Raw genomic sequence first — 22,451 nt, forward strand, 5'->3', positions numbered from 1 at the left:
TTTACTTCCCGGGGAAAAAGGAAATGGGGGCGCAGCGGTGTTCTGCTGCGCTGATACGGCTACCAGGCAAGGAAATCATTCGGCCTTTTGCTGGCCCGGTTTCACGTTCAGGTCGGTGGCCATCATCTTGTCCATGCAAACCGTGTTGGGTGCGACGCAACGATTCACGATGGCGTGGAACAGTTCGGGCTCGACGCTGCCGATCAGGCGGGCAGGTTCACGTTCACTCGGCTGTTCCAGCTTCAGGTATTCGGCACGGTCCAGCTTGCCCGCGCCCGCCTTGGCCTTCTGCACCCAGGCGTCAAAGCCGGCCTGGTCCAGGCCATGGAACTTGAAGCGCATGTGCGAGAAGCCGGCACCGCTGTAATTGGCGGAGAAACCGTCGTATTCGCCGGCCTTGTTAATCACGGCGTGCAGCTTGGTTTCCATGCTCGGCATCGCGTAGATCTGGCCTGCCAGTGCCGGGATGTAGAACGAGTTCATCACGTTGGAGGCAGTGATCTTGAACTGGATAGGGGTATCCACGGGTGCGGCCAGTTCATTGACGGTAGCGATGCCCTGCTCCGGATAAATGAACAGCCACTTCCAGTCCAGCGCCACGACTTCCACCACCAGCGGCTTGACCTGAGGCGACAGCGGACGCTCGGCGTCGATGCGCGAGAGCGGACGGTACGGGTCCAGGGTGTGGGTGGTGATCCAGGTCAACAGGCCCAGGGCGATGATGATCAGCAGGGGTGCGCCCCAGATGACCAGTTCCAGGCGGGTCGAGTGATCCCAGTCCGGCTCGTAGGGAGCGGAAGTGTTGCTCTTGCGATAACGCCATGCGAACAGCAGCGTCAGGATGATCACCGGGACGATGATGAGCAGCATCAACGCGGTCGAGATGACGATCAGGCGTGCTTGCTGGTTAGCGATGTCGCCGGAAGGATTCATCACGACGGTGTTGCACCCAGCCAACAGAAGCGCAGGAAGCAGGAGCAATCCGCGACGGAGGATTTGAGAAACCATGAAGGAAAATTCCAGTCGTATGTATCAGAGCGTGGTAATGTAACGCCAATAAAGTGTGTTGGCGATTGGACGTTTTGTCCCACCCTGTCACTTGCCACCTGCCAGGTTGGGATTTGTAGCACGTACTGCGACTAAACCTCTAACAGTGGGAGACAAAGCCATGGCAAGCACCAGCATCCACAATGGTGAAGGTTCCGGTCAACTCCGGCCTCAATCCAGCAATCCTTCCACTCACCACGAACACGGCACGATCGAACCCGGTGAGATCGCGGTGGGCGTGGTGATCGGACGCGCGTCCGAATACTTCGACTTCTTCGTTTATGCACTGGCTTCAGTGTTGGTGTTCCCGGCGGTCTTCTTTCCCAACGAACCGAAACTGGAAGGCACGCTCTACGCCTTCGTGATCTTTGCCTTCGCCTTCCTGGCCCGCCCCATCGGGACCACGATCTTCATGGCGATTCAAAAGCACTACGGCCGAGAGGTGAAACTGACGCTGGCGTTGTTCATGCTCGGCTTTTCGACTGCGGGCATTGCGTTATTGCCAACTTACGAACACATTGGTGTGTGGGCCATCATCTTGCTCTCGCTCTTGCGTGTCGGTCAAGGGGTGGCGCTGGGCGGTGCGTGGGACGGCCTGCCTTCGCTGCTGGCGATGAACGCCCCGCCGAACAAGCGTGGCTGGTATGCCGCACTGGGCCAGCTGGGCGCGCCGCTGGGCTTCGTGATTGCCGCCAGCCTGTTTGCCTACATGCTGGCCACGCTGACCACGGCGGACTTCCTTGACTGGGGCTGGCGCTTCCCCTTCTATGTGGCCTTTGCCATCAACGTGGTGGCCCTGTTCTCGCGCCTGCGCCTGGTGTCGGCGCCGGAATACGCCAAGCTGCTCGATGAACGCGAACTGGAGCCGGCCGGCGTGGTTGAGCTGGCCACCACCCAAGGCCGCAACATCATCATCGGCGCCCTCGCCGCCCTGGCCAGCTATGCGCTGTTCCACCTGGTGACGGTATTCCCGCTGTCGTGGATCAAACTGTATTCGCTGCGTGAAGCCTCGGCTTTCCTGGTGATCCAGATCTGGGGCGGTGTGATCATGGCAGCTGGCATCGTGGTATCGGGCCTGATTGCGGATCGCTTCGGGCGCCGCAATACCCTGGGTTCGATGGCATTGCTGATCGCTATCCTGTCGGCCTTCGTCCCGAGCTTGATGAATGGCGGCGAATCCGGCCAGAACACCTTCATCCTGATCGGCTTTGCGCTCTTGGGCTTGTCTTACGGCCAGGCTGCCGGCGCCGTGACGGCCAACTTCAAGACCCGCTATCGCTACACCGGCGCGGCCCTGACGTCAGACCTGGCCTGGCTGGTCGGTGCCGGTTTCGCACCGCTGGTCGCACTGGGCTTGTCAGCGCACTTCGGCATGGCCTACGTAAGCTTCTACCTGCTGTCGGGCGCTGTGGGTTCGCTGGCGGCGTTGAGCCTGAACCGGGCGCTGGAAGGGCGTGATGACTGAAACAGCCTGAACTCTACGTCACGGCTTGCCTGATGAAGAAAAAACCCGGAAGGAAACTTCCGGGTTTTTTAATGGGCGACGCGCATGTGAGTGAACAATCCTGCGAGCCTCAAGCAGGCGCGCCGCCATTGACCACCTCATGCACGAAGCGCAATTTCTGCAGCACCGGCGTAGACAAGGTGAAGGGATAGGAATCCGGCATGCCAATGCTGCGATTGAGGCTGTTGAGCACATAGGTCAGCGCAAACCACTCGCGGGCCAGTTCGTCAAAGGAACCGGCCGCCACCGGCGGCGCCTTGATGACCAGCTTCTGCTCGCCCTCATGGCGCGGCCGCAGCTGCACGCCGCAGGCATAGGCCGTCTCCAGCGTATCGAACATATGAAGATAATGGGCCCAGGTCTCCGCCCAGTCTTCCCAGGGGTGGCTGCTGGCGTAGGCACTGACGAAGTTTTCTTCCCAGTCCGGGCGCGGGCCATTCTCGTAATGAGCCTTGAGCGCTTCGCCATAGTCCTGGCGCTCGTCACCGAACATCTCCCGGAACCGTGTGATCCAGTCGGTTGGCGCCACCAGCCGGTCGAAATAGTAATGGCCGCTCTCATGCCGGAAATGCCCCAGCAGCGTGCGATACGGCTCGGCCATCTGCTCGCGCGCCTGTTCGCGGTAGGCGGGATCGGCTTCGGCAATGTTGATGGTGATGACGCCATCGGCATGCCCGGTCAGCACCCGCTCGCCATGCGGAAGGTCTTGCAGGAATTCGAAGGCCAGGCCGGCTTCTTCATCTTCCATCTTCGGTACCGGCTGCAATTGCAAGGTCCAGAGAGAATGCAGCAGGCGCCGCTTGGCCGTCTCCAGGCGGCTCCACAGCACCCGGTTGTTGCCTTCGTCGAGATTGGGAATGACGCGCGTGAGGCGGCAGGAGGCACACAGTTCGTGCGGCTCGCGCTCATCGAGCATCCAGTTGCAGATGTTTTCGCGCCAGTAGTTGACGCACTGCTTGAACACCAGACCCTCATTCTGCGGCTTGACGCTGCGCCAGCGTCCCGGCCCGGCTTCAGGGACGACGGCGTTGGCGTCCGGCGCCGGTGCGGCTGCCGGCTCCAGCGGCGAAAAGCTGGCAATGGCCTGCAATTGTGGCTGATAACCCAGCATCCAGCCGCAATTGCCACATACGGTGTTTTCGAAGAAGACTTGCGCGCTGCAATTGTCGCAGTGAAAGGTTTTCATGGGCTCCCCCGTTGTTTATCGTCATTGCCAACGAAGCATTGTCGTCGGCATCTGGCGTTTGAAGGGGAAAACCGAGATACGTTCCTGCATGCAGGAACGCAAAAAAGTGAAGCCTGGTGCAAGTTACTGCGCCAGGCCGATGCAAGGGTGAGGCCGGCCGTTCAGCCGGTCAGCCAATCACGCGCAAGGAAAAATCGGTCGCCTGGATATCCTTGGTGAGGCTGCCAATCGAGATGCGATCCACGCCGGTCTCGGCAATGGCGCGCACGGTCTGCATGTTGATGCCGCCGGACGCTTCAAGCAAGGCGCGCCCCGCATTGACGGCTACGGCCTCGCGCATCATGTCCAGAGAAAAGTTGTCCAGCAGAATCGATTCGGCACCAGCCTGCAGGGCTTCATTGAGCTCGGCAATGCTTTCCACCTCGACCTGGATGGTCACGCCTGCGTTGAGCTTCAAGGCGGCAGCCACAGCCGCAGTGATGCCGCCGGCGGCCGCGATGTGGTTTTCCTTGATGAGGATGCCGTCATACAGCGCCAGGCGCTGGTTGGCACCGCCGCCCACCCGCACCGCGTATTTCTGCGCCAGGCGCAGACCGGGCAAGGTCTTGCGGGTATCGAGGATGGCCGCGCGCGTACCCTGCACTACTTCCACGTAACGACGGGTAGCGCTGGCCACGCCCGAAAGCAGCTGCAGGAAATTGAGTGCGCCGCGCTCGGCGGTCAGCAAGGCACGAGCCGGGCCTTCGATGGTGCAGACCTCGCTGTCGGCGGCCATCAGGTCGCCTTCGGCATAGCTCCAGCTGACCTGCAGGCGCGGGTCGAGCCGGGTCATGACGGCCTCGAACCAGGGCGCACCGCACAGCACGGCAGCTTCGCGCACGATGACGCGGGCCTTCACGAATTCGTTTTCCGGTACCAGGAGACCCGTGTAGTCGCAGTCGCCCACATCCTCGGCGATGGCCTGGTTGACGTTGGCGTCGAAAGCTGCATGCAGCGCGGCATCGAAAGGACCGAAGGGATTGCGCAGATTGCTGGCCGCGATGGTCGAGGCAGTCTTGAGGGCGTGGAGCGTCATGCGGGGCCGATTCCTGCAAACAGTTGCTGTTCGTCTTCAAGGCGCGCCGAGGGGCGGACCTTGGCCTTGCGCTGGGCGGCGAAGTCCAGCATGCGGTCGATGCAGACCACGGCCTGCTTGCCGATCGCCGGATCGACGTGGATTTCATTGGCGCCGGTTTCCAGCACGTGCAGCAGGTTCTGCAAGCCATTCATGGCCATCCACGGGCAGTGCGCGCAGCTCTTGCAGGTGGCGCTGTTGCCGGCGGTGGGTGCATCGATGAAACGCTTGCCAGGAGCCGCTGCGCGCATCTTGTGCAGGATGCCATTGTCAGTAGCGACGATGAAAGCCGGCGCATCGGACGATTGCACCGCCGCGATCAGCTGCGAGGTCGACCCGATCACATCGGCCTGCGCCACCACCGCTTCGGGCGACTCCGGGTGCACCAGCACCAGCGCGTCCGGATGTTCGGCACGCATCAGTTCCAGCTCGATACCCTTGAATTCGTCATGCACCAGGCAGGAACCCTGCCACAGCAGCATGTCGGCGCCGGTCTGCTTCTGGATGTAGCTGCCCAGGTGCTTGTCCGGTGCCCACAGGATCTTCTTGCCCTGGGCGTGCAGGTGCTGGACGATCTCAAGACCAATGCCGGAAGTCACCATCCAGTCGGCACGGGCCTTCACGGCCGCGCTGGTATTGGCATACACCACCACGGTGCGGTCCGGATGCTGGTCGCAGAAGGCCGCGAACTCATCGGCCGGGCAACCCAGGTCCAACGAGCAGGTCGCGTCCAGGTCGGGCATGAGGATACGCTTTTCGGGGCTGAGGATCTTGGCCGTCTCGCCCATGAAGCGCACGCCGGCCACGACCAGGGTCCGGGCGGCATGGTCACGGCCGAAACGCGCCATCTCCAGCGAATCCGAGACGCAGCCGCCGGTTTCCTCGGCCAGGTCCTGCAGGTCGCCATCGACGTAGTAGTGCGCCACCAGCACCGCCTGCTTTTCCTTGAGCAGCTGGCGGATGCGCGCTTTCAATTGCGCGCGTTCCTCGGGGCTGGGCGTGGCCGGTACCTTGGCCCACGCATTGGCGGTACAACTGCCGCCGGTCTCCATTTGCGGTCGCTCGAATTCGACGACCTTGGTTGCTGTTGCTTGCATGGCGGTCAACAATGCTGTGCTGATGCGGTTGGGGGAATTATTCGATGCCCTGGCTGGCCAGGTAGTCTTCGTAGCCGCCCTGGAAGTCGATCACCTGGCCGTCCTTCACTTCGAGGATGCGGGTGGCCAGCGAGGACACGAATTCACGGTCGTGCGACACGAAGATCAGCGTACCGGCATACTTTTCCAGTGCGATGTTGAGCGATTCGATGGATTCCATATCCATGTGGTTGGTCGGCTCATCCATCAGCAGCACGTTGTGGCGGCCCAGCATCAGCTTGCCGTACATCATGCGGCCCTTTTCGCCCCCGGAGAGCACCTTCACCGACTTCTTCACATCATCGCCGGAGAACAGCAGACGGCCCAGAATGCCGCGCACGGCCTGGTCATCGTCGCCTTCCTGGGTCCACTTGCCCATCCAGTCGGTCAGGGTCTCGCCACCGGCGAATTCCTCGGTCGGATCCTGGGGCATATAGCCGACGTTGGCGTTTTCCGCCCATTTCACCTCGCCCGAATCCGGATGCAGGCCGGTCACGTCGCCGCCGATGCTGCGCAGCAGAGTGGTTTTACCCGCGCCGTTGGCACCGATGATGGCGATCTTCTCGCCGGCTTCGACCATGATGCTGAAGTTCTTGAAGATGTCGCGGTCGTAGGTCTTGGTGATGCTTTGGGTTTCCACGGCCAGGCGGTGCAGCTTCTTTTCGCCTTCGAAGCGCACGAACGGGTTCACGCGGGAAGACGGCTTGATGTCCTCGACCTTGATCTTGTCGATCTGCTTGGCGCGCGAAGTCGCCTGGCGGGCCTTGGACTTGTTGGCCGAGAAGCGGCGCACGAAGTCCTGCAGTTCGGCCACTTTTTCCTTGGCCTTGGCGTTGACGGCCAACTGCTGCGCTCGCGCTTGCGATGACGCCAGCATGTAGTCGTCATAGTTGCCGGGATAGATCTTCAGCGTGCCGTAATCCATGTCGGCCATGTGGGTACAGACCTGGTTCAGGAAGTGGCGATCGTGGGAAATGATGATCATGGTGGAATTGCGCTCGTTGAGCACTTCTTCCAGCCAGCGGATGGTGTCGATGTCCAGGTTGTTGGTCGGTTCGTCCAGCAGCAGGATGTCCGGGTTGGAAAACAGGGCCTGGGCCAGCAGCACGCGCAGCTTCCAGCCGGGTGCGACATTGCTCATCGGGCCGGTGTGCTGTTCGATGGGCACGCCCACGCCCAGCAGCAGCTCGCCGGCACGCGCTTCGGCGGTGTAGCCGTCGTATTCGGCGAACTTGGCTTCCAGGTCGGCGGCCTTCATGTAGTCGTCGTCGGTGGCATCCGGATTGGCATAGATCGCATCGCGTTCGGACATGGCCGCCCACATCTCCACGTGGCCCATCATGACCACATCCAGCACGCGCATTTCTTCATAGGCGAACTGGTCCTGGCGCAATTTACCCAGGCGCTCGTTCACGTCCAGGCTGACGTTGCCGCCCGACGGCTCCAGGTCACCGCCCAGAATCTTCATGAAGGTGGATTTGCCGCAGCCATTGGCACCGATCAGGCCGTAGCGATTGCCATCGCCGAACTTGACGGAAATGTTCTCGAACAACGGCTTGGCGCCGAACTGCATGGTGATGTTTGCGGTGGATAGCACTGCGAAAACCTTTTCAAAAATGTAACTTGCGTACGCCGGTCAACAACGAACCCTTGGCGCGCTAAACCGGGCATTTTACCACTGCACGCCTGATGCGGCTTGTGTTGCGGTGGCGGCGCACTGCCAAAATCTTGCCAAATTTCAATGTTTGCGTTGCTCATCTGCAGCGCTGGCTTACAATTCCCGGGATTTTTACGCGCCCGGGCGCGCTCTGACCCATTTTGTCACTCTGGAAACCGCAAGCATGAAGCGAGCCATCCTCTCCGCCACCGCCCTCCTCGCCGTATCCACGCTGCCCCTGCTGCCAGCGCACGCAGCCGATACCGGTTACAACATTTGGACCAATGAATACACCGTCTCCAGACAGCAACTGCAGACGGCCATCGCCCCGCAATTCCCGCGCAAGATGCGCTACATGGACATCTTCGACGTGACCTTCAGCAACCCGCGCCTGGGCATGCTGCCGTCCGAAAACCGCATGAATACCGTGGTCGACGCCCAGATTGCCAATCCCCTGCTCCTGCAGCGCCCGGTCAACGCGGTGCTGACCCTGAGCAGCGCATTCAAGTACGATCCGGCCACGCGCTCGCTGCGATTGGATGCCCCGAAGGTGGACAAGGTCGACAGCACCGACCTGCCGCCGCAATATGCCCAGCAGTTGACCACCCTTGGCAATGCCGCCGCCGACCAGTTCCTGCGCGACTACGCGCTCTATACCTTCAAGCCGGAGCAGTTGCAGATGAACGGCAAGACCTTCGAGCCCGGCAAGATCACGGTCGAACAGGACGTGGTCAAGGTGGAAATCAAGGAAAAGTGACGATTCCTTCACTGAGCACGCAAGCAGCCCGCCGGGCCGCGTGCAGTCTCAGCGACGGGCCAGGGTCGGATAATCCGAGAGAGTCAAGGTGAAGCCTTCTGCGCCGCGGGCATCCAGCTCCGCGTGTGCGCCCAGCGGCAGGGTCACCAGATCGCGCACATGGCCGAAAGGCAGGCCGGTCACGATGGGGGTGGCGATGCGCTGGCGCAGGAAGGCCAGCATTTCAGTGAAATCGTAGCCGTTGTCGATCTCGGCCAGGCGGTAGGCCGAGAAGTCGCCCAGCAGGATGGCCTTCTGCCTGGCCAGCACGCCAGCCTGCTCCAGCTGCAGGATCATCCGTTCCACCCGGAACGGATGTTCATTCACATCCTCCAGGAACAGAATCCCGCCGTCGATCGCGGGAAACTGCGGATGGCCAACCATATGCGCCATCATCGCCAGATTGCCGCCCCACAGCTTGCCCGAGCACTGCAGCACCGGGCTCAGCGGATCGGTACGGCGGTCGCCGTTGGGGACGCGATCTGCACCTGCCGGGCCGTCATAGTTGTGGACCACCACCTGCGATGAAATCAGCGTGCGCCACAAGGTCGCCAGCGCTGCCCAATTGGGCGATTCGGCGCCAAAGTCACCGGAGAGCATCGGCCCCTGGAAACCGGCGTAGCCGGATTGCGCCAGCAGGCAGCACTGCAGGGCCGTGAAATCGCTGTAGCCCACCAGCAGCTTGCCACTGGCAGCGAGCGCAGGAATATCCAGCGCTGGCAGGATACGGCTCATGCCGTAGGAGCCACGCAGCCCCATGATGACCTCGATTTCCGGGTCGGCCGCCGCTTCCATCAGTTGCGCCGCGCGCTGCTCATCGGTGGCGCCGAAGCGCTGGTAGCGCCGGGCATGGTCGTAGAAATTGCGCACCCGGCAGCCCAGCGATTCCAGCAAGGCTACGCCACGCTGCACGCCGGCCGGGTCCAGCCCGGCATGCCCACACGGTGCCACAATGGCCACCCCCGTTCCGGGCGGGACCAGTCCTTCCAGCAGTTCACGGCCAGCAGTTGCGATCGTCATGTTGGTTCACCTGATGCTTGAGCATCGCCTTGCGCGGCGGCGTCCAGCAGGCGTTGCTGCTTCACTTGTTCGCGTCGCATGGCGAAGAATTCTTTCAGTAACTGGCCACATTCCTCGGCCATCACGCCGCCCAGCAGTTCGGTGTGATGGTTCAGCTTGTCCTGTTCAAACAGGTTCACCACCGAGCCGCACGCACCGGTCTTTGGATCGGCCGCGCCATACACCACGCGCGCCAGGCGGGCGTGCATCATGGCGCCGGAGCACATCACGCAGGGTTCCAGCGTGACGTAGAGTTCACATCCGGGCAGGCGATAGTTGCCCAGCTTCTCGGCCGCCCGGCGCAGCGCCATGATCTCCGCATGGGCGGTCGGATCGTGCTTGCCGATGGGCTGGTTGAAGCCGGTGGCGATCACCACGCCATCCTTGACCACCACCGCACCCACCGGCACCTCGCCCAGCGCCCAGGCATTGTTGGCCTGGTCGAGCGCGGCGCGCATGTGGCGCAGGTCGGCCTCGGTGATGGCTTGCGGGAGGACAGCGCCGTCCATCAGTCGGCCGTGATTTCAGCCCAGCAATTGGGCGTTTCGTGCAGCACCAGCTTCTGCAGATGCAGGCCGGTGCCGTAGCGGTCCTTGTAGGCTGCCTTGAGGATGGCGAAGGCTTCGCGGGCCAGGTTTTCGACCGTCGGGATGCTGCCGATGATGACCGTCTTGTGGCCCGGCAGGCTGGCCAGGAAGTCGCGGACCGGCGCGTCCTTTTCATAGACCAGGAAGGCATGGTCCCAGACATCGACCAGGTGCTCCTTGGCCAGGGCCTTGATGTCGGAGAAGTCCATGATCATGCCATTGTCGGAATTGCCCTCGATGTCGATGACCGCGCCGGTCAGGGTGATTTCCAGCGTGTAGCGGTGGCCGTGCAGGTTGCGGCACTGGCTCTTGTGGTCCGGAATGCGGTGGCCGGCGTCGAATTCGAGTTTGCGGGTAATGGTGAGCATGAATGTTTCTTCGAGGATGGCCGCCGCACAAGCCGTGCAGCAGGCCGGGTAAAGCCATTGTAATCACGCGGCGCAGCGCCGCATGAAGAAAAAAGCAAAAAATCGGTCAGGGGATATTGAGCAGCTTGTGGGTCTGGATGCTCAGTTTCCACTTGGGGTTGTTCTTGACCATCTCGATGGCCAGCCGAGTATTGGCGGCCGCCTGCAGGCCATCCATCGGTTGCAGCAGGAAGTGCTGGAAATCCAGCTTTTCATACTCGTCCAGCGGCTGGCCGGGCTGCGGCACCACCACTTTGAGTTCGCTGCCGCGTTTGACCTTGAGTTCCGAACCCATCTTGGGGCTCACGCAGATCCAGTCCACGCCCTGCGGCACCTCGATGGTGCCATTGGTCTCGATGGCGACTTCAAAGCCGACCGCATGCATGGCCTCGATCAGGGCCGTATCCAGTTGCAGCAGGGGCTCGCCGCCGGTGAAGACGACGTATTTGCTGGCCGCGTGGCGGGCCGGCCAGAAGCTGTTGATCTTGTCGGCCAGCTCAGCCGCCGACTTGAACTTGCCGCCGTTCTCGCCATCGGTGCCGACGAAATCGGTATCGCAGAACTGGCAGATGGCGCGGGCGCGGTCTTCCTCGCGGCCTGTCCAGAGGTTGCAGCCCGAAAAGCGGCAGAACACCGCCGGACGGCCGGCGTGCGCGCCCTCGCCTTGCAAGGTATAGAAGATTTCTTTGATGCTGTAAGTCACGATATGAAGGCGAAAGGCAGGCGCAAGGCCGCATTGGGATGAATTCACGCGGCGGGCTTCAGCAATTCAGCAAACTTCACTAAGTCACTGATATTGCAGCCCATTTTGTCCGCATCAGGGGCGATATTATAGCCGCTCCTCGCGCCAGTTCACCTCATTGATCCTCATCGAGCATGCGGCCGGGAGGCGGCAAGTCCAGCTTCAGGCCCAGGCGTTCGATCAGGCGGGGCGCGTCAAAGGGGGCCTTGACCTTCATATCGTTATCAAAATAACAGTAAATATCGCGGCTGGCCCGCTTGCGCGGCGCGCTCCCCGAGATGCGCGGCCCATCTTCCGGCTGACCGCCGCTGGCCCAGGCCCGGATGCGCTCGGCCCAGGCGTCGATGGCTTCATCGCTGTAACCGCTCTGGTACAAGCGCTTGTCGCCATGCAGGCGCAGGTACATGAAATCGGCTGTCACGTCCTCCTGATAAGGCCATTTCTTGGGTGCATCGGCGACGACCAGCGCGACCTTGTATTTGCGCAGCAGCTTGATGAAGGATTCATCCACGAAGCTGTCATGACGAATTTCCATGGCATGGCGCAGCTTGCGCTTGCGGTCGACATCCAGCGCCGCCCTGCCCTCCATGCGCGGCTCATGGGCACGCGCCAGCCGCTGCGCCGCCTCGGTATCGTGCGGCAGCAGGCTCAGGAAGTGTTCCAGCGGCTCCGGCTCATAACGGAAGCTGGGCGGGAATTGCCACAGGAAGGGGCCGAGCTTTTCTTTCAGGTTCAGTACGCCGGAGGCGAAGACATTGGCCAGAGCGCCATCAATATCCTGCAGCCGGCGCGTGTGCGTGATGAAGCGATTGCCCTTGTGGCTGAAAAGGAAGCCGGGCGGCGTGTCTTCGTACCAGCGCTGGTAGCTTTCGGGGCGCTGCAGGGCGTAGAAGGAACCGTTGAGCTCGATGCTCGGCAGCACCCGCGAGGCGTAGTGCAGTTCGTCGTCCTGACGCAACCCCTCGGGATAGAAACTGCCGCGCCACGGCGCATAGCGCCAGCCGGAAATGCCGATCCATATCTTGCCCATGATGCTCTCCTCGTTCAGATTCTCCTGTCCGGATGTGACCAAAGGCATCCAGCTTGGTGCCAGCCAGCGCGACTGTAGCGGGCCCGCTGCTGTTACACTGCTGGCCTCGCCGTTGACCATGCCTGTCCACTTCTTCACCATGTCCGCCACCCCTGCCATCACCCAGTTCCGCCTGAATTCCCCTGCACCCGAATATGACCACCCACGCGAAGACCGCCGGCTGGAGGGCAATCCGCTGCGCACCACGTGGAATCACTTCACCAATGCCAGCGGAGAAATGAACGCCGGCATCTGGGCCTGCGAAAAGGGCAGCTGGCGCATCGCCTTCGCCCCCAACAAAGATGAATATTTCTGCGTCCTCGAAGGCCGCTGCCGCGTCATCGACGAACAGGGCCATGCAGCCGAAGCGGGTCCGGGCGATGCGATGGTGATTCCGGCGGGATTCAAGGGCGTCTTTGAAGTGCTGGAACCGGTGCGCAAGCATTACGTCATCGTCGAACGCACCGCTGGCTGAGCAACCACCTGCCCGCGCCATGTCCGCCTCGCCAGCCGCTCCCGACCAGATCATGGGCGACGCCCTGCAGCACTACAATGCCGGACGTGCCGCAGAAGCCGAACAAGCCTGCCACGCCTTGCTGGCGCTGGTGCCGCAGCATCCGGCGGCCCATCAGCTGCTGGCCATGCTGGCGCTGGACCGGCAGGCGCTGGCGCAGGCGCGGCAACATATCCTGCTGAGCCTGGCACCTCGGCCGCAGCATGTGCCCTCGTTGCTCATGGCCGGCCGGATTGCGCTGGCCGAAGGCGATCCCGCCACGGCGGTCCACTATTTCCAAGCAGTTGCGCGACATCAGCCTGAACTGAGCCAGGCGCATTTCCACCTCGGCACCAGTTTGTCGGCAGTGGGGCGGCATGCGGAGGCCGTAGCGGCTTTGCGCCAGGCCGTCGCGCTGGCGCCGCAAGCCATGGAAGCCGTCCTCAACCTGGGGAGCGCCCTGCGTGAACTGGGCGAGCTGCCCGCCGCCCGTGAGGCCTTTGAACAAGCGTGCCGGCTGCGTCCCGAGGTAGCCGAGACCTGGTTCAACCTCGGTCTGACGCTGCAGGATATGAAGGAAGGTGCCGCCGCCGTCGACGCCTTTGCCCGCGCGCTGCAACTGCGTCCCGGCTATGCCGATGCCGCGCTCAACCTGGGTGTGGCCCTGCAAGAGATACATCGCATGGACGATGCCCTGCAGGCCTTCCGCACGGCGCTGCGGCTGCAGCCGCAGTGGTTCGGCCGCATCGCCCACGCCCTCACGGCAGGCAGCAGCGGCCGGCTGTGGCTGCACTTGCGTGACCTGGAAGCGGCCCTGCGTGGATGATTGACCTATGCACTGTCTGCAACAGACAACGCACCGTTGTCGATGAGCTTCAATCTTGCTACTATCGGGGTCAAGGAGATGGCATTCCTCCTTCAACCGCCACCAACGTCCTGTTGGGGCTGATGATGCCTACAGTGACCTGGCAATCCGGGGCTGTAGGCGTTCGCCTTTCTGCTTCGCGCGCTCCTTACCCGGTGTGCCAGGATGTTCATTCAGCACTCTGGTCACATGAAAAATCAAAAACTCCCCGAACAGCTGCACCTGCTGCCTTACATCGTCAAATGGTGTCTGATCGCCAGCCTGATCGCCGCCCTTGCCGGATCGGCCTCGGCCTTCTTCCTCTTCGCGCTGGACTACGCCACGCACTGGCGTGAAACCCATCCGTGGATCATCTGGCTGCTGCCGCTGGGCGGTTTTGCGGTCGGCTGGCTGTACCTGAAGACCGGCAAGCCGGTGGAAGCCGGCAACAATCTGCTGATCGATGAAATCCACGATCCGAAAAAGGTGATCCCGCTGCGGATGGCGCCGCTGGTGTTGTTTGGCACCGTGATGTCGCACCTGTTCGGCGCCTCCGTGGGCCGTGAAGGCACGGCCGTGCAGATGGGCGGCGCGCTCGCCGATCAGCTGACCACGGTGCAGCGGTTGCGCACGGAAGACCGGCGCATTCTCCTGATGGCCGGCATCAGCGCCGGATTTGCGTCGGTCTTCGGCACGCCGATGGCCGGTGCATTGTTCGGACTGGAAGTGCTGGCCATCGGCCGCATGCGCTATGACGCCATCCTGCCCTGCTTCGTGGCGGCCATCGCGGCCGATCAGGTCGGGCTGGCCTGGGGCGTGCATCACACCCACTACCACATGGGCAGCGTGGTACCGGTCGCGCTGTGGAGCGTGGCGGCGGTGATCGCAGCCGGTGTGGTCTTCGGGCTGGTCGGTATGGTGTTTGCCAACAGCACGCACCGGCTGTCGGCCTTCATGAAGCGCCACGTCAGCTATGCGCCGCTGCGGCCCTTCATCGGCGGTGCCATCGTTGCGGTAGCCGTGTGGGCGCTGGGTACGCAACGCTACATCGGTCTCGGCATCCCGGTGATCGTGGAAGCCTTCCAGCAGCCGCTGGCCCCTTGGGATTTCCTGGGCAAGATGGTGTTCACGGTGACCTCGCTGGGCACCGGTTTCAAGGGCGGCGAAGTCACACCGCTCTTCTACATCGGCGCGACAGTGGGCAATGCGCTGGCACCCCTGCTGCATCTGCCGTTTTCGATGCTGGCCGGGATCGGCTTCGTGGCGGTCTTTGCGGGCGCGGCCAATACGCCGATTGCCTCCACCATCATGGCCGTCGAATTGTTCGGGCCGGAGATCGGTCCGTTTGCGGCGCTGGCTTGCGTGGTGGCCTATCTGTTCTCCGGACATACCGGCATCTATCACGCGCAACGCGTGGGACAGGGGAAGGTTCTGTCGCTGCCGGAAGGCTTGAAGATCGGCGAGATTGGCGCCTACAGAGCGCGGCGTCGCGTGGAGCGGGAGTCGGAGCACGCTCGCGAGAAGTGATGCCAGGTCAAACCAGAACCGTACAGCAAGCTGTATCGGGACTGTAATGGTTATCAGCCCAAACTGTACTGCTGCCCGAACCAGAGGTGTCCGCACAAGTGTCCGCACCAATGCCGATTTCTGATGCGGCCCCGGTCAGAAGTCCAGCTGCTCCAAGGTGATGCCCAGCGCTGACGCAATACGGACCAGCGTTGCTGGCCTTGGGCTGAGGCTCTTCTCATGTTTTGCGTAAGTTGGCTGGGCGACTCCCATCCGCGCGGCCACTTCGGTCTGCGTCAAACCAAGATATTCCCGCCACGCGCGCGCTGGCGTTGCGCCCTCAACCGTGGCTCCCACTACCTCGTTGGGTATGAGCTTGCGCTCCTGTCCGCACAGCGCGAGGAATTGCGCGTAGGGCAGTACGGCAAACGCCGGTTTGCCGTCCGCGCCCTTGATCATCTGAATGTCAGTAGGTACGTTCATCACGTTTTCTCACTTCCTGGATTTCCACGATCCGGATCTCGACCGTCCAGTCAAACAACACGCGATATTGGCCCACTCTCAGGCGATAGCCGTATTCGTGATTCATCAGGCGTTTGACGTTGTGGCAGCCCGGCATCTCAACAAGCTCCTGGATCGCGCTGTAAATAGGCGTGCGGATGTGCGCGTCCAGCTTGCGCAATTGTTTGGCTGCTCTAGGGGTCCAAGTAATCACGTTCATGATTACCGAATATAGCCAAAATATCACTTTACGAATAATTTGGCTATTTTTCCTTGACGAAACTCGTCAAATTTTGGTTCAGGGGGTGCCGCTGCCCACTTCATCTGCATGCTGACAGATTAAAAACATTCACCGGCATCACGTCACCGAACGCGCGATAATCCCCGAACTCGACCAGCTCAGATGGCCCCTCAAAGCCACACCGCCCGCAGCCCAGCTGCCAAGGAGACCGCATGCCAGCCGCACCCGCCTTCGCCCGCACCGTCCGCCACCCCGGCCCGCCTGATCCGCAGCGCATCGTTGCACTGGCCGGTCCGGCGATGCATCTCAACTTCACCCTCGAAGCCGGCATGAACCTGCGTGACGCCATCAGCATTCCACTGTCACGTGCGGGCCTGGATGGCGGTACCGTGCGCTTCGCCAATCTCCCTGTCTCCCTCCTTCACTTCCTCATGCCTGCACTGGCGGTGGATGACCAACACGCCGCTTTCTACAGCGCGCCACAGGCGATGGAAGAAGGAACGGTGATCGAATACGCCTGCGCGACCGTCGGACGCAAGGATGGTGAGCCTTTCGTGCACTGTCACGCCATCTGGCTCGGACGCGACGGCCAGCGCCAGGGCGGTCACCTGATGATGGAAAAAACCGTGGTCGGTGCCAATACGCCCGCGCAAGCCTGGGGCCTGCACGACACCACCATGGCGACTCGCTACGATCCGGAGACCAATTTCACCCTGTTCTACCCTACCCGGCTGAGCGATCAGCCCCTGTCAGCGAGTGGAAAACGCGTAGTACTGGCACGCATCCGCCCCGACCAGGATCTGACCATCGCCGTCGAACAGGCCTGCGCAGAGCACGGCATGCGCGATGCCGTCGTGCGCGGCAGCGTGGGCAGCATCATCGGGGCGGAATTTGAAGACGGGCGCGTGCTGGAAGACCGTGCCACTGAAATCCTGGTCCGCTCGGGCGAAGTGCGCGATGGAAGGGGACGCTTGGACATCGGCCTCATCAATCCCCGAGGTCAGGTCTATGAGGGCGTACTGGCGCGCGGTTGCAATCCCGTCTTGATTTGCTTTGAGCTGGTGCTGGAAGAAAAATAAAGCCGACCTCATCATGAAGGCCGGCTTTGTGACTAGCTCAGCGAGGTTTAGACACCCACCAGCTTCTTGAACGTCGGCAACACCGCCTCCCCCTTGAAGGGCTTGACGATCCATCCCTTGATGCCGGCCGCCTTGCCGCGTTCCTTCATGATGGGGGAATTCTCGGTAGTGAGCATGATGATGTTCACAGTGGCATTGCCCAGTTCGCTGCGGATCTTCTCGGCCATGGTCAGGCCATCCATGTTGGGCATGTTCACGTCGGAGACCACCAGCTTGATGGCCGGGTCGCTCTTGAGCTTGGCCAGGCCATCGCGGCCATCCACGGCCAGGGCCACGTCCAGGCCATTCTTCTTGAGGAAGTCACCGACTTCGGCGCGCACGGTGCTCGAATCGTCCACTACCAGGATTTGTGCCATCTTGAATTCTCTCTTTGCTTGATTTGCGTAATTGCTTGAGGGGAAGGTAAATCAATGCCGGGGTGCTGCCCCGGCCTCAGAACAGTTCCAGCTCGCCGGATTCGAACAGCTCTTCCACCGAAGTCTGGTTCTCGGTGAAATCCTCCGGCGACCATGACAGGTTGAAGATGAAGCGCTGCAACAGCACCAGCGGCGCAGCGCCGTCATTCCGGCGCAGCAAGTACTTGAAGCACAGCTGCGCATCCTCCGAACCGAAGGAAATGTATCGATGCTGGTGATTGATGATGATCGGCACCTGGCTCAGTTGATGAATGGGCTGGCTCTGGTTGATGAAGCGGTTCTTGAACCAGCCCCAGATCAGGTTGGTCAGTTCGCCCAGCGCATTGTTGAGATGGCGGAAATCGCCCGATTCGTCCGGTGCCAGTGCCTGCAGCGTCTTCTGTTCCGCCTGCAGCATCATGTAGCCACGGCACCAGCTGCTCTCCAGCGGAATGAGCGTAAACACTTCGCCGAAGATGATCCGGTCGCGCACCAGGTAAGGCTGCTCGATCTCGACCTGCATCCCGGGGAACTGGCTCTCCAGCACCATGCGGCTGATCTCGGCAATGCCGCGCACCAGTGCATTGGGGTATTGCTGGCTGAAGATCGACGAGGCCACCGCTGGTGCCAGCGCATCGATGTGCTCGATGCGATAGACGGCGCTGAAAAGTTCACTATCGCGTTCGGACAATTCGACATCAGCAGCTTCCCGGCGGCGGCGCAGGAAGATCGGCAACTCCGGCCGCACCTCGCGGATGCGGCGCGCCAGGCCCTGCCCGCCCTCGCCCAGTCCGGCCAGGCTTTCCGAGAGCATGATGCCGCCCAGGTCGACGTTGCTGCGCAGGACCGCCATCACATGTTCTTCATGCGCCTTCAGCCCAACCAGGTTGTGGCGCTCGCAAAAGGATTTGATGGTGTCGTAGCAGTCGGCGTCGCGGTCCAGAACCAACACCTTGCTGGTGATGGCGTTGTCGAGGCTGGCAGTGGCTTCCATGGTGATGAGATTCCCCCGAATCGTTGAATGGTCAGAACAGTTCCAGCTCGCCCGTGGTATCGGCCTCTTCGCCCGGTGCCACGGCAAAGTCCAGCCGATCGTAAGTGGAAAGGGCCAGCGAAACGTGCAGGCGCGGCGTGTCTGCCATGTCGATGGCGAAATGCCGCACGTGCGCGCAGTTGAGTTTTTGCAGGTAGGCCACGCATTGGGTATCGATCACGTTGGGCGTGGACATGCCCAGGTGCGGGAAGAAGCGCCCCAGTTCGCGATTGAAGATACCGCAGCAAAGATTGCCGCATTCGGCAATCGCATCCATCAGGGCCTGCTCGCCCATCTCGCTGGCCGACACCCGCGTCAGGCGCGCAAAGTGGCCGCGAGTGGCGGCGTCCGGCGTGAAGTGGAACATCACCATCAGGCGGAACAGATAAGACGAGATGGTCAGCACCACCATCTTCTTCCCGGTGAGGGCGGCGATGTCTTCCACCACCGAGATCTCCGCACTGGCGTCCGACGGCACCAGGCTGCTGCGCAGCGCCTGCTGCAGGAGCGTATCGAAACCGTCGCGCGCGCTGGCGCTGATGCGCTCGTCGGCCACGACCTCGGCTACTGCCTGCAGCTCGTCCATGTCGTTGGCGCTCATGCCGCTTCGGCCAGGGCTTGCCGGGTCTTCTTGTTGATCAGGTCGAGGCCGATGACGGCACCCATGATCATCTTGCCGCCGGCCTGCAGGTCCTGGAAGGTGGTGGTGGTGATCAGGTCGTTCTGGTACAGGTTGGCGCGATAGCTCTTGGAAAGCTTCTCGGCCCGCTGCGCCAGATCGCGCACTTCCTGCGCCACCACGGCAAAGCCACGGCCATGCACACCGGCACGCGCGGCTTCGATGGACGCATTCAGGGCCACGATGATGACCTGATTCACGATCAGCGCGAACTCGTCGTTCTTGCGATGCATCTCGCGGTTGTGCGCGATCAGCTCGTTCATGTCGTCATGCCAGCGCTCGAAGGTGCGCACCAGACCCAGCAGCTTGCTGATGGTGTCCTGCGACTCGTCGCAACTCTGGCGCACGCGCGACACGTGATCGGACTGCTCGCTGGACAGGCGCGCCAGCATGGCCTCGCTCTCGCGGCGCATCTCGGCCATATGCTGCTGCGCGGCCAGCCGATCCTGTTCCAGCTGTTGCTGGTGCGCGCTCCATTGCTGCTGTTGCTCGGCGAGTGCGGCCTGTGCCTGGTCACGCACGCGTTCCAGCTGACCGGCATCAATCAGCTGGCGCGCGCGGCGCTTCTGGCGCAGCCACAGCGCGGCCATCGGCAGGCCGGCCAGGGCAGCGCCCAACGCCACCAGAAGAAGTGATTGAAACATGGCGTGCTATTCCTGCTGTCTTGATGAGATTGCGTGATCGCGTCAGGTGAATCAGGCGACCTGCGCATCGCCGCCCGGCGGCAGCACCGCCGGGGCTGCGATTTCCTGCCCCGCCACCGGATACGGCACGTCGATGCCATCGACTTCTACCGCCACGTTTTCCGGCAGCATCACGATGATCTGGAAGGCACGGAAGGCAGCGCCCTCTTCGCTATCCATGAAACGGATCTCGATCTTGCCGTGTTCACGGGTGACGAAGTCCAGCACTGCATCCATGCCCACGCCGCGTCCCGATACCTCGGTCACTTCGCTGCGTGTGGAGAAGCCCGGTTGCAGGATCAGGCGCGCGATCTCGGCATCGGTGAGTACCTGGTCCACGCTGATGAGCTGCTTCTCGATAGCGATCTGGCGCACCTTGTGCAAGGCCAGGCCACGGCCATCGTCGGACAGGGCCATCTGGAACATGTCTTCCATCACGCCCATTTCCAGCTTGATGGTGCCGGCTTCGGGCTTGCCTTTGGCCAGGCGCTCTTCGCCCGATTCCAGGCCGTGATCCATCGCATTGCGGATCAGGTGCATGAATACGTTCTGCAGCAGAGGCGAAGCAAAACTGTGGACCACGTAGCCGTTGTCGTCGATCTGCACCACCGGGGCCGACTTGCCGAGGTCGCTGGCCAGCGCCGGCAGCGAATCGATGACCGGGGCCAGTACTTCCTCGATGGTCTCGGTGCCCAGCAGGCGCAGGGTACGGCGCACGTCGTTGCGCACGGCCACCAGCTCGTGCAGGTTGGCGGTATTGACGTTCTCCAGACGCAGCAGGCTTTCCTGGATGTGCTTGCGGTCGATGGTCAGGACATGGCGTTGGTAGCCCGGCAGCACCTGGTCGCCGCCGGCACTGGCGCTGGCACCGCGGCCCAGCGTGACGTCGTTGATGCGGGCGTAGCGGTCGATGATCTCGCGTACCTGGGCCAGTTGCAGCAGCAGCTGTTCCTGGTTCCAGACGGCACCGCTGTCCTGATGGCGCAGGTCGTCATAATGCTGCTCGGTGTGGTGGACCACGTTGGCCAGGTGCAGCAGGCCGTAGGTACGGCCGTTGCCCTTGATGGTGTGCATGTTGCGGAACAGCTTGGCGATGGCGAAGGCCGTCGCCTGCGGGTTCTGGTGCACGATCTGCTCGTTCTCGTCCAGGAAGCGGCGGGCGCTGACGATGAATTCGGCAAACTTGGCCGGGGCCACGGCGAGGATTTCACCAATCATTTCCAGTTCGCGCTTCTGCTCGTTGGCTTCGGCAGCCAGGTGGCGCAGCTCGGTCACATCGCGCACGCACAGCATCAGGCGGATCACCATGTCCTGCTCATCGGTGATGGGCGACCACGAGAGATCGAGGATCTTCACGCTGCCGTCGGCCATGGTCTTTTCGATTTCGCCGACCATCAGGTGTTCGTTGAAGCTGAAGTTCATCACGTTTTCGCCGATGCAGGCGCCGCCGATGGCATCGATCTGCGAGAGCGTGTCGGCGCCGAGATTGGTGTTGGAGAAGACCAGTTCCATCACGTCGCGGCCGGCGATGTCGGTGGTATCGAACACCGTTTCCAGGAAGGCCGAATACTCCGGATGCACCTTGTTGCCATCGACGATGGTGAGAATGCCCTGCGGAATGTTCTGCAACATGGCCTGCATGTCGGCAGTTTTCTGGCGCACCTGGGCCGAGGCTTCCTCGATCTTCTCGACCATGCCATTGAAGGCGACGATGGAATGGCCCACTTCGTCCATGCGCTGCACCGGCAAGCGGCGGGTGAAGTCCTGGCTGGTAGCGATCTCGCCCATCATGGCGGCCATGCGGCTGATCGGTCCGGTGATCTGGCGGTACAGCAGGAAGCCCAAGCCACCCAGCAGCAATACCGCCACCACGGTGACGATGCTGATGGTGGTGGTGGTCTGTGCCAGCTTGCCGTTCAGCGAAGCAATCGCGTTGTCCTTGAAGCGGTTCTTCTCGATGCGCAGGGTGTTGACGATGCCTTCCAGCTCGGTCTGGTACTGCATCACGCCGCCGAAGAACTGCGCTTGCGCGATCTCGTTCTTGCCGGCCAGCTTGAACTTGGCGGTGGTATCGATGGCACCGAAGTAATTGTCCAGGCTTTCCTTGGCCTGCTCGATCAGCCCGCGCTGCGCTACGCCCTCAGCCTGCTGCGCCTGCAGGGCCAGTGCCTTTTCCAGCACGGCCTTCTTCTCGGCCAGCTTGTCGTTTTCCTGCGCGACCAGTTGATTGTCGGTCTCGTTGACCATCACCATGGCGGCCAACTGCACATCCTTCAACTGCCCCATGAGATCGGCCGAGGCCAGCACGCTGGGCATCACGCCCTCGGTCACCGAACGCACCTCCACGGCGCTGCTGCGGGATTGCATCATCGCGTAGCCACCGATACCGGCGATCGCGACAAAGGTAAGTATCACCAATAGCGTGATACGCATGCGGATGGTCATGGAATTCCCCTTGAGGTGGCGGTGAACCGGCGCAGGTTTGGTCATTTGCTTCAGTTTCTTCCCTGGAAACTGAACGAATGAACAGCCGGTCTGGATGCGGGGCGCATTGTTGCACTGAAGTATTACTGCTCCATGACAACAAAAAATTACACTTTTGCGTTTATCGGAGACTCGCATTTGCCCTGCCA

Annotated in this window: 23 protein-coding genes and 1 riboswitch; of the genes, 6 read left to right on the top strand and 17 right to left on the bottom strand. The window is 61.9% G+C overall.

Going from position 1 to position 22,451, the window contains the following annotated elements; all coding sequences use genetic code 11:
• Nucleotides 1–75 precede the first annotated feature (75 nt).
• The gene (cyoA, locus tag JOD78_RS03805) at nt 76–1,008 is read right to left on the bottom strand and encodes a ubiquinol oxidase subunit II (protein ID WP_034331667.1); all 933 of its coding nucleotides are present in this window, start codon (nt 1,006–1,008) and stop codon (nt 76–78) included.
• A gap of 160 nt (nt 1,009–1,168) precedes the next feature.
• Here cyoA and JOD78_RS03810 point away from each other — a divergent pair, with 160 nt between their 5' ends.
• On the top strand, nt 1,169–2,512 hold the full coding sequence (locus JOD78_RS03810) for an MFS transporter (protein WP_121045569.1): 1,344 nt from the start codon (nt 1,169–1,171) through the stop codon (nt 2,510–2,512).
• A 109-nt stretch (nt 2,513–2,621) separates the two neighbouring features.
• Here the strand turns inward: JOD78_RS03810 and JOD78_RS03815 are convergent, their stop codons facing one another.
• The 4 genes from JOD78_RS03815 to JOD78_RS03830 all read right to left on the bottom strand — a co-directional run bounded on the left by JOD78_RS03815 (nt 2,622) and on the right by JOD78_RS03830 (nt 7,584).
• Nucleotides 2,622–3,737, bottom strand: a complete 1,116-nt coding sequence (locus tag JOD78_RS03815) for a putative zinc-binding metallopeptidase (protein WP_121045570.1) — start codon at nt 3,735–3,737, stop codon at nt 2,622–2,624.
• Between the two features lie 169 nt (nt 3,738–3,906).
• Nucleotides 3,907–4,812 carry a carboxylating nicotinate-nucleotide diphosphorylase gene (nadC, locus tag JOD78_RS03820; RefSeq protein ID WP_121045571.1) on the bottom strand — a complete coding sequence of 302 codons (906 nt, stop codon included), beginning with the start codon at nt 4,810–4,812 and terminating at the stop codon, nt 3,907–3,909.
• Nucleotides 4,809–5,948, bottom strand: coding sequence for a quinolinate synthase NadA (gene nadA, locus JOD78_RS03825; protein ID WP_039786188.1), 1,140 nt, complete (start codon nt 5,946–5,948; stop codon nt 4,809–4,811). Before nadA ends, nadC begins: the two co-directional genes overlap by 4 nt.
• Nucleotides 5,949–5,985: 37 nt before the next feature.
• Nucleotides 5,986–7,584 (bottom strand): ABC-F family ATPase, encoded by a 1,599-nt coding sequence (locus JOD78_RS03830; protein WP_134136421.1) that lies wholly within the window; start codon nt 7,582–7,584, stop codon nt 5,986–5,988.
• Nucleotides 7,585–7,828: 244 nt separating this feature from the next.
• Here JOD78_RS03830 and JOD78_RS03835 point away from each other — a divergent pair, with 244 nt between their 5' ends.
• Nucleotides 7,829–8,401: a DUF1439 domain-containing protein gene (locus JOD78_RS03835; protein ID WP_209569722.1), complete on the top strand. Its 573-nt coding sequence runs from the start codon at nt 7,829–7,831 to the stop codon at nt 8,399–8,401.
• Nucleotides 8,402–8,449: 48 nt separating this feature from the next.
• Here the strand turns inward: JOD78_RS03835 and ldcA are convergent, their stop codons facing one another.
• The 5 genes from ldcA to JOD78_RS03860 all read right to left on the bottom strand — a co-directional run bounded on the left by ldcA (nt 8,450) and on the right by JOD78_RS03860 (nt 12,265).
• Nucleotides 8,450–9,460, bottom strand: coding sequence for a muramoyltetrapeptide carboxypeptidase (gene ldcA / locus JOD78_RS03840; protein WP_209569720.1), 1,011 nt, complete (start codon nt 9,458–9,460; stop codon nt 8,450–8,452).
• Nucleotides 9,457–10,008, bottom strand: a complete 552-nt coding sequence (tadA, locus tag JOD78_RS03845) for a tRNA adenosine(34) deaminase TadA (RefSeq protein ID WP_034332337.1) — start codon at nt 10,006–10,008, stop codon at nt 9,457–9,459. Before tadA ends, ldcA begins: the two co-directional genes overlap by 4 nt.
• A complete protein-coding gene (gene queD, locus JOD78_RS03850) occupies nt 10,008–10,454 on the bottom strand; it encodes a 6-carboxytetrahydropterin synthase QueD (RefSeq protein WP_034332336.1) in 447 nt (148 codons plus the stop codon). Before queD ends, tadA begins: the two co-directional genes overlap by 1 nt.
• A 106-nt stretch (nt 10,455–10,560) precedes the next feature.
• Complete coding sequence (gene queE / locus JOD78_RS03855; protein ID WP_209569718.1) at nt 10,561–11,196, bottom strand: 7-carboxy-7-deazaguanine synthase; 636 nt, start codon at nt 11,194–11,196, stop codon at nt 10,561–10,563.
• A 154-nt stretch (nt 11,197–11,350) separates the two neighbouring features.
• Nucleotides 11,351–12,265 carry a DUF72 domain-containing protein gene (locus JOD78_RS03860; protein ID WP_209569716.1) on the bottom strand — a complete coding sequence of 305 codons (915 nt, stop codon included), beginning with the start codon at nt 12,263–12,265 and terminating at the stop codon, nt 11,351–11,353.
• Nucleotides 12,266–12,404: 139 nt separating this feature from the next.
• Here JOD78_RS03860 and JOD78_RS03865 point away from each other — a divergent pair, with 139 nt between their 5' ends.
• From JOD78_RS03865 to JOD78_RS03875, 3 genes are all read left to right on the top strand, one after another.
• Nucleotides 12,405–12,779 (top strand): cupin domain-containing protein, encoded by a 375-nt coding sequence (locus JOD78_RS03865; protein ID WP_209569852.1) that lies wholly within the window; start codon nt 12,405–12,407, stop codon nt 12,777–12,779.
• 19 nt (nt 12,780–12,798) lie between these two features.
• Nucleotides 12,799–13,623 carry a tetratricopeptide repeat protein gene (locus JOD78_RS03870; RefSeq protein WP_209569714.1) on the top strand — a complete coding sequence of 275 codons (825 nt, stop codon included), beginning with the start codon at nt 12,799–12,801 and terminating at the stop codon, nt 13,621–13,623.
• A gap of 65 nt (nt 13,624–13,688) precedes the next feature.
• Nucleotides 13,689–13,762: riboswitch (Fluoride riboswitch) on the top strand.
• Nucleotides 13,763–13,851: 89 nt separating this feature from the next.
• Nucleotides 13,852–15,168 carry a voltage-gated chloride channel family protein gene (locus tag JOD78_RS03875; RefSeq protein WP_209569712.1) on the top strand — a complete coding sequence of 439 codons (1,317 nt, stop codon included), beginning with the start codon at nt 13,852–13,854 and terminating at the stop codon, nt 15,166–15,168.
• 135 nt (nt 15,169–15,303) lie between these two features.
• Here the strand turns inward: JOD78_RS03875 and JOD78_RS03880 are convergent, their stop codons facing one another.
• Complete coding sequence (locus JOD78_RS03880) at nt 15,304–15,630, bottom strand: helix-turn-helix transcriptional regulator (RefSeq protein ID WP_209535788.1); 327 nt, start codon at nt 15,628–15,630, stop codon at nt 15,304–15,306.
• On the bottom strand, nt 15,614–15,868 hold the full coding sequence (locus tag JOD78_RS03885; RefSeq protein ID WP_209569710.1) for a type II toxin-antitoxin system RelE/ParE family toxin: 255 nt from the start codon (nt 15,866–15,868) through the stop codon (nt 15,614–15,616). Before JOD78_RS03885 ends, JOD78_RS03880 begins: the two co-directional genes overlap by 17 nt.
• A gap of 233 nt (nt 15,869–16,101) precedes the next feature.
• Here JOD78_RS03885 and JOD78_RS03890 point away from each other — a divergent pair, with 233 nt between their 5' ends.
• The gene (locus tag JOD78_RS03890; protein ID WP_209569708.1) at nt 16,102–16,968 is read left to right on the top strand and encodes a DUF296 domain-containing protein; all 867 of its coding nucleotides are present in this window, start codon (nt 16,102–16,104) and stop codon (nt 16,966–16,968) included.
• A gap of 47 nt (nt 16,969–17,015) precedes the next feature.
• Here JOD78_RS03890 and JOD78_RS03895 read toward each other — a convergent pair whose 3' ends face one another.
• The 5 genes from JOD78_RS03895 to JOD78_RS03915 form a co-directional block, all read right to left on the bottom strand.
• Nucleotides 17,016–17,384 (bottom strand): response regulator, encoded by a 369-nt coding sequence (locus tag JOD78_RS03895; RefSeq protein WP_039787057.1) that lies wholly within the window; start codon nt 17,382–17,384, stop codon nt 17,016–17,018.
• A gap of 76 nt (nt 17,385–17,460) precedes the next feature.
• Nucleotides 17,461–18,417: a chemotaxis protein CheX gene (locus JOD78_RS03900; RefSeq protein ID WP_209569706.1), complete on the bottom strand. Its 957-nt coding sequence runs from the start codon at nt 18,415–18,417 to the stop codon at nt 17,461–17,463.
• A gap of 31 nt (nt 18,418–18,448) precedes the next feature.
• Nucleotides 18,449–19,057 (bottom strand): hypothetical protein, encoded by a 609-nt coding sequence (locus tag JOD78_RS03905; protein WP_204726445.1) that lies wholly within the window; start codon nt 19,055–19,057, stop codon nt 18,449–18,451.
• On the bottom strand, nt 19,054–19,779 hold the full coding sequence (locus JOD78_RS03910) for a methyl-accepting chemotaxis protein (RefSeq protein WP_039787064.1): 726 nt from the start codon (nt 19,777–19,779) through the stop codon (nt 19,054–19,056). The genes JOD78_RS03905 and JOD78_RS03910 overlap by 4 nt, the downstream gene beginning before the upstream one ends.
• 51 nt (nt 19,780–19,830) lie before the next feature.
• The gene (locus tag JOD78_RS03915; protein ID WP_209569704.1) at nt 19,831–22,263 is read right to left on the bottom strand and encodes an ATP-binding protein; all 2,433 of its coding nucleotides are present in this window, start codon (nt 22,261–22,263) and stop codon (nt 19,831–19,833) included.
• Nucleotides 22,264–22,451 lie beyond the last annotated feature (188 nt).

Source organism: Herbaspirillum sp. 1130, assembly GCF_017833835.1.
GTDB lineage: Bacteria > Pseudomonadota > Gammaproteobacteria > Burkholderiales > Burkholderiaceae_D > Herbaspirillum > Herbaspirillum huttiense.

Coding starts and splice junctions, on each gene's coding strand:
- cyoA (WP_034331667.1), bottom strand. CDS start 1,008: ATGGTTTCTCAAATCCTCCGTCGCGGATTGCTCCTGCTTCCTGCGCTT.
- JOD78_RS03810 (WP_121045569.1), top strand. CDS start 1,169: ATGGCAAGCACCAGCATCCACAATGGTGAAGGTTCCGGTCAACTCCGG.
- JOD78_RS03815 (WP_121045570.1), bottom strand. CDS start 3,737: ATGAAAACCTTTCACTGCGACAATTGCAGCGCGCAAGTCTTCTTCGAA.
- nadC (WP_121045571.1), bottom strand. CDS start 4,812: ATGACGCTCCACGCCCTCAAGACTGCCTCGACCATCGCGGCCAGCAAT.
- nadA (WP_039786188.1), bottom strand. CDS start 5,948: ATGCAAGCAACAGCAACCAAGGTCGTCGAATTCGAGCGACCGCAAATG.
- JOD78_RS03835 (WP_209569722.1), top strand. CDS start 7,829: ATGAAGCGAGCCATCCTCTCCGCCACCGCCCTCCTCGCCGTATCCACG.
- ldcA (WP_209569720.1), bottom strand. CDS start 9,460: ATGACGATCGCAACTGCTGGCCGTGAACTGCTGGAAGGACTGGTCCCG.
- tadA (WP_034332337.1), bottom strand. CDS start 10,008: ATGGACGGCGCTGTCCTCCCGCAAGCCATCACCGAGGCCGACCTGCGC.
- queD (WP_034332336.1), bottom strand. CDS start 10,454: ATGCTCACCATTACCCGCAAACTCGAATTCGACGCCGGCCACCGCATT.
- JOD78_RS03860 (WP_209569716.1), bottom strand. CDS start 12,265: ATGGGCAAGATATGGATCGGCATTTCCGGCTGGCGCTATGCGCCGTGG.
- JOD78_RS03865 (WP_209569852.1), top strand. CDS start 12,405: ATGTCCGCCACCCCTGCCATCACCCAGTTCCGCCTGAATTCCCCTGCA.
- JOD78_RS03870 (WP_209569714.1), top strand. CDS start 12,799: ATGTCCGCCTCGCCAGCCGCTCCCGACCAGATCATGGGCGACGCCCTG.
- JOD78_RS03875 (WP_209569712.1), top strand. CDS start 13,852: ATGAAAAATCAAAAACTCCCCGAACAGCTGCACCTGCTGCCTTACATC.
- JOD78_RS03880 (WP_209535788.1), bottom strand. CDS start 15,630: ATGAACGTACCTACTGACATTCAGATGATCAAGGGCGCGGACGGCAAA.
- JOD78_RS03885 (WP_209569710.1), bottom strand. CDS start 15,868: ATGAACGTGATTACTTGGACCCCTAGAGCAGCCAAACAATTGCGCAAG.
- JOD78_RS03890 (WP_209569708.1), top strand. CDS start 16,102: ATGCCAGCCGCACCCGCCTTCGCCCGCACCGTCCGCCACCCCGGCCCG.
- JOD78_RS03895 (WP_039787057.1), bottom strand. CDS start 17,384: ATGGCACAAATCCTGGTAGTGGACGATTCGAGCACCGTGCGCGCCGAA.
- JOD78_RS03900 (WP_209569706.1), bottom strand. CDS start 18,417: ATGGAAGCCACTGCCAGCCTCGACAACGCCATCACCAGCAAGGTGTTG.
- JOD78_RS03905 (WP_204726445.1), bottom strand. CDS start 19,057: ATGAGCGCCAACGACATGGACGAGCTGCAGGCAGTAGCCGAGGTCGTG.
- JOD78_RS03910 (WP_039787064.1), bottom strand. CDS start 19,779: ATGTTTCAATCACTTCTTCTGGTGGCGTTGGGCGCTGCCCTGGCCGGC.
- JOD78_RS03915 (WP_209569704.1), bottom strand. CDS start 22,263: ATGACCATCCGCATGCGTATCACGCTATTGGTGATACTTACCTTTGTC.